Source organism: Bradyrhizobium oropedii (genome assembly GCF_020889685.1).
Lineage (GTDB): Bacteria > Pseudomonadota > Alphaproteobacteria > Rhizobiales > Xanthobacteraceae > Bradyrhizobium > Bradyrhizobium oropedii.
This window is the reverse complement of record NZ_JACMYO010000309.1, coordinates 1-5,954: the sequence shown is the minus strand read 5'-3', so window position 1 is coordinate 5,954 and position 5,954 is coordinate 1. Positions and strand designations below refer to the sequence as shown.

Here is a 5,954-nt window from a genome sequence, read left to right as displayed (position 1 = left end):
CTAACATCCTGTTCATCTGCGGCGGTGCCTTCTCGGGCCTCGAGAAGATCATCTCCGCCCGCGGCCGCTCGACCTCGATCGGCTTCGCGGCTCAGGTGCTCGCGCCGGAAGACCGCCGCACCGGCGAGATCTTCCGTCACGTCGAGCCGGAGGATCTGCTGAAGTACGGCCTGATCCCGGAGTTCGTCGGCCGTCTGCCCGTCGTCGCGACGCTGGAAGACCTCGACGAGGCCTCGCTGAAGAAGATCCTGACCGATCCGAAGAACGCGCTGGTGAAACAGTACCAGCGGCTGTTCGAGATGGAGAACATCGAGCTGACGTTCGCCGACGAGGCGCTTGGCGCGGTCGCCCGCAAGGCGATCGAGCGCAAGACCGGCGCGCGCGGCCTGCGGTCGATCCTGGAGAGCATCCTGCTCGAGACCATGTTCGACCTCCCGGGCCTGGAAGGCGTCGAGGAAGTCGTGATCTCGCGCGAAGTGGTCGAGGGCACGGCCCGTCCGCTCTACATCTACGCGGATCGTTCCGACCGCGCCGTCGAGAGCAGCGCGAGCGCTTAAACAGCGCTCGTCTCGACCCGCCAAAAATGCACGGCTGCCGGGCGATCCGGCGGCCGCTTTGGCGCAGCAGCAGCGCCCCTTGCGGCGTCGCAGTAAATGCCTGTTTAGCCTATATTTCCCGGCACTTCTCAGACTTGACACCCCCCTGCCTGATAGCCACCTAATGCTATCGGCGAGGGATCTCATGCGTTGAGATTCGGCGCTTCACGATGCGGAATAAGCGGCTGCTGACGGCAATCTCGTTCCGGATCACCAAGGCACCTTGTGGCGGTTGCGCGAGCAGGCGGACTGCGTGCAAGGGGGCAAAACAAAAGGAATAGGCCATGACGACCTCAAAACCCCGGCCAACGATCGTCCACGGCGAAAGCCACTCCTATCCGGTGCTGCCGCTCCGCGACATCGTCGTCTTCCCGCACATGATCGTGCCGCTGTTCGTCGGCCGCGAGAAATCGATCCGCGCCCTCGAAGAGGTGATGAAGAACGATGCGCTGATCATGCTCGCGACGCAGAAGAATGCGTCCGATGACGATCCGGCACCCGATTCAATTTACGAGACCGGTACGCTCGCCAGCGTCCTGCAGCTCCTGAAGCTACCCGATGGCACCGTGAAGGTGCTGGTCGAGGGCCTCGAGCGCGCGCGCGTCGAGAAGTATTCCGATCGCAGCGAATATTACGAAGCGACCGCGGTCGCGCTCGCCGACACTGACGCCACCTCGGTCGAGGCCGAGGCGTTGGCGCGTTCGGTGGTGTCCGACTTCGAAAGCTATGTGAAGCTGAACAAGAAGATCTCCGCCGAAGTCGTCGGCGTGGTTCAGGCGATCACCGATTTCGCCAAGCTCGGCGACACCGTTGCCTCGCATCTCGCGGTCAAGATTGCCGATCGGCAAGCGATCCTGGAGACGTTGTCCGTCACGCAGCGCCTGGAGAAGGTGCTGGGCCTGATGGAGAGCGAGATCTCGGTGTTGCAGGTCGAGAAGCGCATCCGCTCGCGCGTCAAGCGCCAGATGGAGAAGACCCAGCGCGAGTATTACCTGAACGAGCAGATGAAGGCGATCCAGAAGGAGCTCGGCGACGATGAAGGTCGCGACGAGTTGGCCGATCTGGAGGAGAAGATCTCCAAGACCAAGCTGTCCAAGGAAGCACGCGAGAAGGCGCAGCACGAGCTGAAGAAGCTGCGCCAGATGTCGCCGATGTCTGCGGAAGCGACCGTCGTGCGCAACTATCTGGATTGGCTGCTGTCGATTCCGTGGGGCAAGAAGTCCAAGGTCAAGAAGGACCTCGAGGCCGCGCAGGCGGTCCTGGACTCCGATCACTACGGGCTCGAGAAGGTCAAGGACCGTATCGTCGAGTATCTCGCCGTGCAGTCGCGGGCCAACAAGCTGACCGGACCGATCCTGTGCCTGGTCGGGCCTCCCGGCGTCGGCAAGACCTCGCTCGGCAAGTCGATCGCGAAGGCGACCGGCCGCGAGTTCGTGCGCGTGTCGCTCGGCGGCGTGCGTGACGAGGCCGAGATCCGCGGTCACCGCCGCACCTATATCGGCTCGATGCCCGGCAAGATCATCCAGTCGATGCGGAAGGCGAAGACCTCGAATCCGCTGTTCCTGCTGGACGAGATCGACAAGATGGGTGCCGATTTCCGTGGCGATCCGTCGTCGGCGCTGCTTGAGGTCCTGGACCCCGAGCAGAACTCGACCTTCAACGACCACTATCTGGAGGTCGACTACGACCTGTCCAACGTGATGTTCATCACGACCGCGAATACGCTGAATATTCCGGGGCCGCTGATGGACCGCATGGAGATCATCCGGATCGCCGGTTACACGGAGAACGAGAAGGTCGAGATCGCGCGCAAGCATCTGATCCCGAGCGCGATCTCCAAGCACGGTCTGGACTCCAAGGAATGGTCGATCGACGACGCGGCCTTGCTCTTGATGATCCGCCGCTACACCCGCGAAGCGGGCGTGCGTAACCTGGAGCGTGAGCTATCCACACTCGCCCGCAAGGCGGTGAAGGAGTTGATGATCTCCAAGAAGAAGTCGGTGAAGGTCACCGAGGCGAATATCGAAGAGTTCCTCGGCGTTCCGAAGTATCGCTTCGGCGAGATCGACGATGAGGATCAGGTCGGTATCGTCACCGGTCTGGCCTGGACCGATGTCGGCGGCGAGCTGTTGACCATTGAAGGCGTCATGATGCCCGGCAAGGGCAAGATGACCGTCACGGGCAATCTGCGCGACGTGATGAAGGAATCGATCTCCGCGGCGGCGTCCTACGTCCGCTCGCGCGCGATCAACTACGGCATCGAGCCGCCGATGTTCGACCGGCGCGACATCCACGTTCACGTGCCGGAGGGCGCAACGCCGAAGGACGGTCCGTCCGCCGGTGTGGCGATGGCCACCGCGATCATCTCGGTCATGACCGGCATTCCGGTCCGCCACGATGTCGCGATGACCGGCGAGATCACGCTGCGTGGTCGCGTGCTGCCGATCGGCGGCCTGAAGGAGAAGCTCCTGGCTGCCGCGCGCGGTGGCATCAAGACGGTGCTGATCCCGGAGGACAACGCCAAGGATCTCACGGAGATTTCCGATGCGATCAAGGGCGGCATGGAGATCATTCCGGTCTCGCGGCTGGATGAGGTCGTTGCCAAGGCGCTGGTCCGCGTGCCCGCGCCGATCGTCTGGGAAGAGGAGACCAGCAAGGTCGACGTCAAGCCCGACGCTTCGGATGAAGCGTCCGGCGGCCTGACTGCGCACTGAAGCAAGCTCCAGTCGAAATAGGAAAACGGCGCCTGCGGGCGCCGTTTTTGTTTCGTGGCTCGTCGAGGTCTTCGAGCAGCCGGGTGAGCGACTACTCCTTCTTCTCGACGACGAAATTGCCGATCGCGCCGAGTGCCATCAGCACGCTGGTGCCGAGGAACACCGCGCGCATGCCGATATGGCCGCCGATGAATCCGCCGGCGAGCGGGCCGATCACCTGGCCGGCATATTGCGCCGAGATCGAATAGCCCAGCATGCTGCCGGTGACCGCGTCGGGCGCGTTGTGCCGGATCACGCTGGCGATGCAGGGCAAGAGACCGCCGAGCGCGAGCCCCATCAGGAAGCGAAGCACGATCAGTTGCCAGCCGTTGACCACGAAGGCCTGCGGGATCAGCAGCAGCGCCGAGACGGCAAGACAGACGGTGATGATCCGCCAGTGGCCGACACGATCGGCGAGCTTGCCGAGATGCGACGACGACAGCAGGCTGCCGAACGCCGCCGCCGACATCACGAGACCGGCCACGAACGTCACCTGCGGCGCCTCGACCAATTGCGCGACATAGACCGTGATGATCGGCTCGATCGACATGTTGGCGATCATCAGCAGCAGGCCCGTTCCCCACATCGCGACGACAGGATGCTTGTCAGGAACGAGCGCCCAGCCGCCACGCGCTTTGCCGCCTTTCGCCGCCTTCGGACGCGCATCCTCGCGGATCAGGAAGGTCGTGCCGAGGAAGGTGAAGAAGATGACGCCGCCGATCAGGAAGAAGGTCGCGCGGATGCTGATCAGGCCAGGCAGGACGCCGCCGATCAAGGGACCGACCAGGCTGCCGGCCATGATGCCCGCTGAGAGCACGCCGATCGCCCAGCCGGACCGCGCTTTCGGCGTCTGCGCTGCGATCAGCACGGTCGAGCCCGAGGCGTAGCCGCCGAGCAGGCCGGTCAGTAGCCGCAAGCCCACCAGCTCATAGACATTGTGCGCCATGCCGATCAGCGACATGGCAATCGCCATGCCGAGGCTGGCGCGGATCAGCATCAGCTTGCGTCCGTAACGATCGGCGAGCCGGCCCCACAGCGGCGCTGTCAGCGCCGCGCTGAAGAAGGTTGCGCCATAGGCGACGCCCGACCATTGCACGATGGCGGCGTGGTCCGTGACGCCGAGCTGCTCGACATAGAGCGGCAGGAACGGCAGCAGCAGCGTCATCCCCACGATGGTGGTGAAGGAACCGAAGACGCAGACGATCAGGTTGCGCTTCCAGGGGCCTGCGTCGAGCAGTGCCTCGCGATCGACTTCCATGTTCATGTCAGCGCAGCCCGATGACGGCGAAGCCGCGTGCGCGTAGGCCGCGACGGTCTTCATTCAGCGAACGGAGCAGGCGATCGCGGGTGTCGGTGATGTGATCGGCGGCCTCGCGCGCGGCGGCTTCGGGATCGTTGGCCTTGATGAAGCCGAGAATGCGCCGGTGCTCGCGCCAGGCCTGCTCGCGAGAGGGTTCGGTCCACACCTCCAGCCAGCGTGCCCGCGACAGCCGCGTCATGGCGCCGGCGATCGCCTTGACGATGAACGGGTTGCCGGAGAGGCGCGCGATCTCGACATGGAAATCGGTGCCGACACGATGCCATTCCTCGCGCGGCGCGCCGGACTGGCAGGCATCCAGCATCTCTTCGACGCCGGCGATGTCGGCCTCGCTCGCCCGCGCGCAGGCGAGGCGGACGGCCGTCGTCTCCAAGGGAATCCGGAACTCCGCCAGCGACTCCAGCTCACCGAGGTCGATCGGCGCGACGATCCAGTTGCGGCCATCGCGGCGGACCAGCTCTTCGCCTTCGAGCCGCACCAGCGCGGCGCGGATCGGTGTACGCGATCCCTCGAAGCGGCTCTCCAGCCAGCGCTCGGTCAGCCGCTCGCCGGGGCCAAGGTCGAGGGAGAGGATCATCTCCCGGAGCTGGTCGTGGATCTGGAGCATCTGCGACATTGGGGCGGCGTCCTCGGGGCTGCTCGTCGACGTATCCCGGATTGGTATCCCAAACAAGACCGATCCGGGATACCAGGAATGCCCGAGGGGTAGCCGGGGGCCGGGCCGCGGATGATGGAACCCGTCTCCGGCGAGCTGCTTTGTTCGACGGAATTGGGAGACCGCCAAATGCATATCGACGGGCAATGCCATTGCGGAGCCGTGACCTACGAGGCCGAGATCGATCCCGAGCGCGTATCGATCTGCCATTGCACCGACTGCCAGGCACTGACCGGCTCGCCGTATCGGGTCACGGTGATCTGCGCCGCCGAGCAGGTCAGGCTGACCGGACCCGCGCCGAAAGTGTACGGCAAGACGGGCGACAACGGCCGGATCCGCTTCCAGCATTTCTGCGGCGACTGCGGTTCTCCCTTGTTCACGAGCGGCGAGGACGGCGGACCCGACGACTGGGGCATCCGCTGGGGTAGCATTCGCCAGCGCGGCCAATTGACCCCGCGACGCCAGGTTTGGTGTCGTTCCGCCGCACCATGGAGCAGTGATCTCAAAGGATTGCCGGCGCGGCCCAACGACTGAAGCCCAGGGATTGAGGCTCTGCGACCTTGCGCCTGAGGGGCGGGCGAGGCTAAAGAGGCCCGCAGGTAAGGGCGGCTAGCTCAGCTGGTTAGAGCATC

4 protein-coding genes and 1 pseudogene are annotated in these 5,954 nt (G+C 64.5%); 3 read left to right on the top strand and 2 right to left on the bottom strand.

Annotation, left to right across the window (positions count from 1 at the left end; all coding sequences use genetic code 11):
* Both H8A95_RS41210 and lon read left to right on the top strand, forming a co-directional pair.
* A pseudogene (locus tag H8A95_RS41210) lies at nt 1–557 on the top strand (AAA family ATPase); the annotation flags it as partial.
* 323 nt (nt 558–880) lie between these two features.
* Nucleotides 881–3,310 (top strand): endopeptidase La, encoded by a 2,430-nt coding sequence (gene lon / locus H8A95_RS41205; RefSeq protein ID WP_229188202.1) that lies wholly within the window; start codon nt 881–883, stop codon nt 3,308–3,310.
* Between the two features lie 91 nt (nt 3,311–3,401).
* Here lon and H8A95_RS41200 read toward each other — a convergent pair whose 3' ends face one another.
* Both H8A95_RS41200 and H8A95_RS41195 read right to left on the bottom strand, forming a co-directional pair.
* On the bottom strand, nt 3,402–4,613 hold the full coding sequence (locus H8A95_RS41200; protein WP_229188201.1) for an MFS transporter: 1,212 nt from the start codon (nt 4,611–4,613) through the stop codon (nt 3,402–3,404).
* Between the two features lies 1 nt (nt 4,614).
* A complete protein-coding gene (locus tag H8A95_RS41195; RefSeq protein WP_229188200.1) occupies nt 4,615–5,283 on the bottom strand; it encodes a GntR family transcriptional regulator in 669 nt (222 codons plus the stop codon).
* Nucleotides 5,284–5,451: 168 nt separating this feature from the next.
* Between H8A95_RS41195 and H8A95_RS41190 the strand changes: the two genes are divergently transcribed.
* On the top strand, nt 5,452–5,856 hold the full coding sequence (locus tag H8A95_RS41190; protein ID WP_229188199.1) for a GFA family protein: 405 nt from the start codon (nt 5,452–5,454) through the stop codon (nt 5,854–5,856).
* Nucleotides 5,857–5,954 lie beyond the last annotated feature (98 nt).

What these genes read in the sequence shown, in the direction of transcription:
- H8A95_RS41195 (WP_229188200.1), bottom strand. Translation starts at nt 5,283, where the DNA reads ATGTCGCAGATGCTCCAGATCCACGACCAGCTCCGGGAGATGATCCTC.
- H8A95_RS41190 (WP_229188199.1), top strand. Translation starts at nt 5,452, where the DNA reads ATGCATATCGACGGGCAATGCCATTGCGGAGCCGTGACCTACGAGGCC.
- H8A95_RS41200 (WP_229188201.1), bottom strand. Translation starts at nt 4,613, where the DNA reads ATGAACATGGAAGTCGATCGCGAGGCACTGCTCGACGCAGGCCCCTGG.
- lon (WP_229188202.1), top strand. Translation starts at nt 881, where the DNA reads ATGACGACCTCAAAACCCCGGCCAACGATCGTCCACGGCGAAAGCCAC.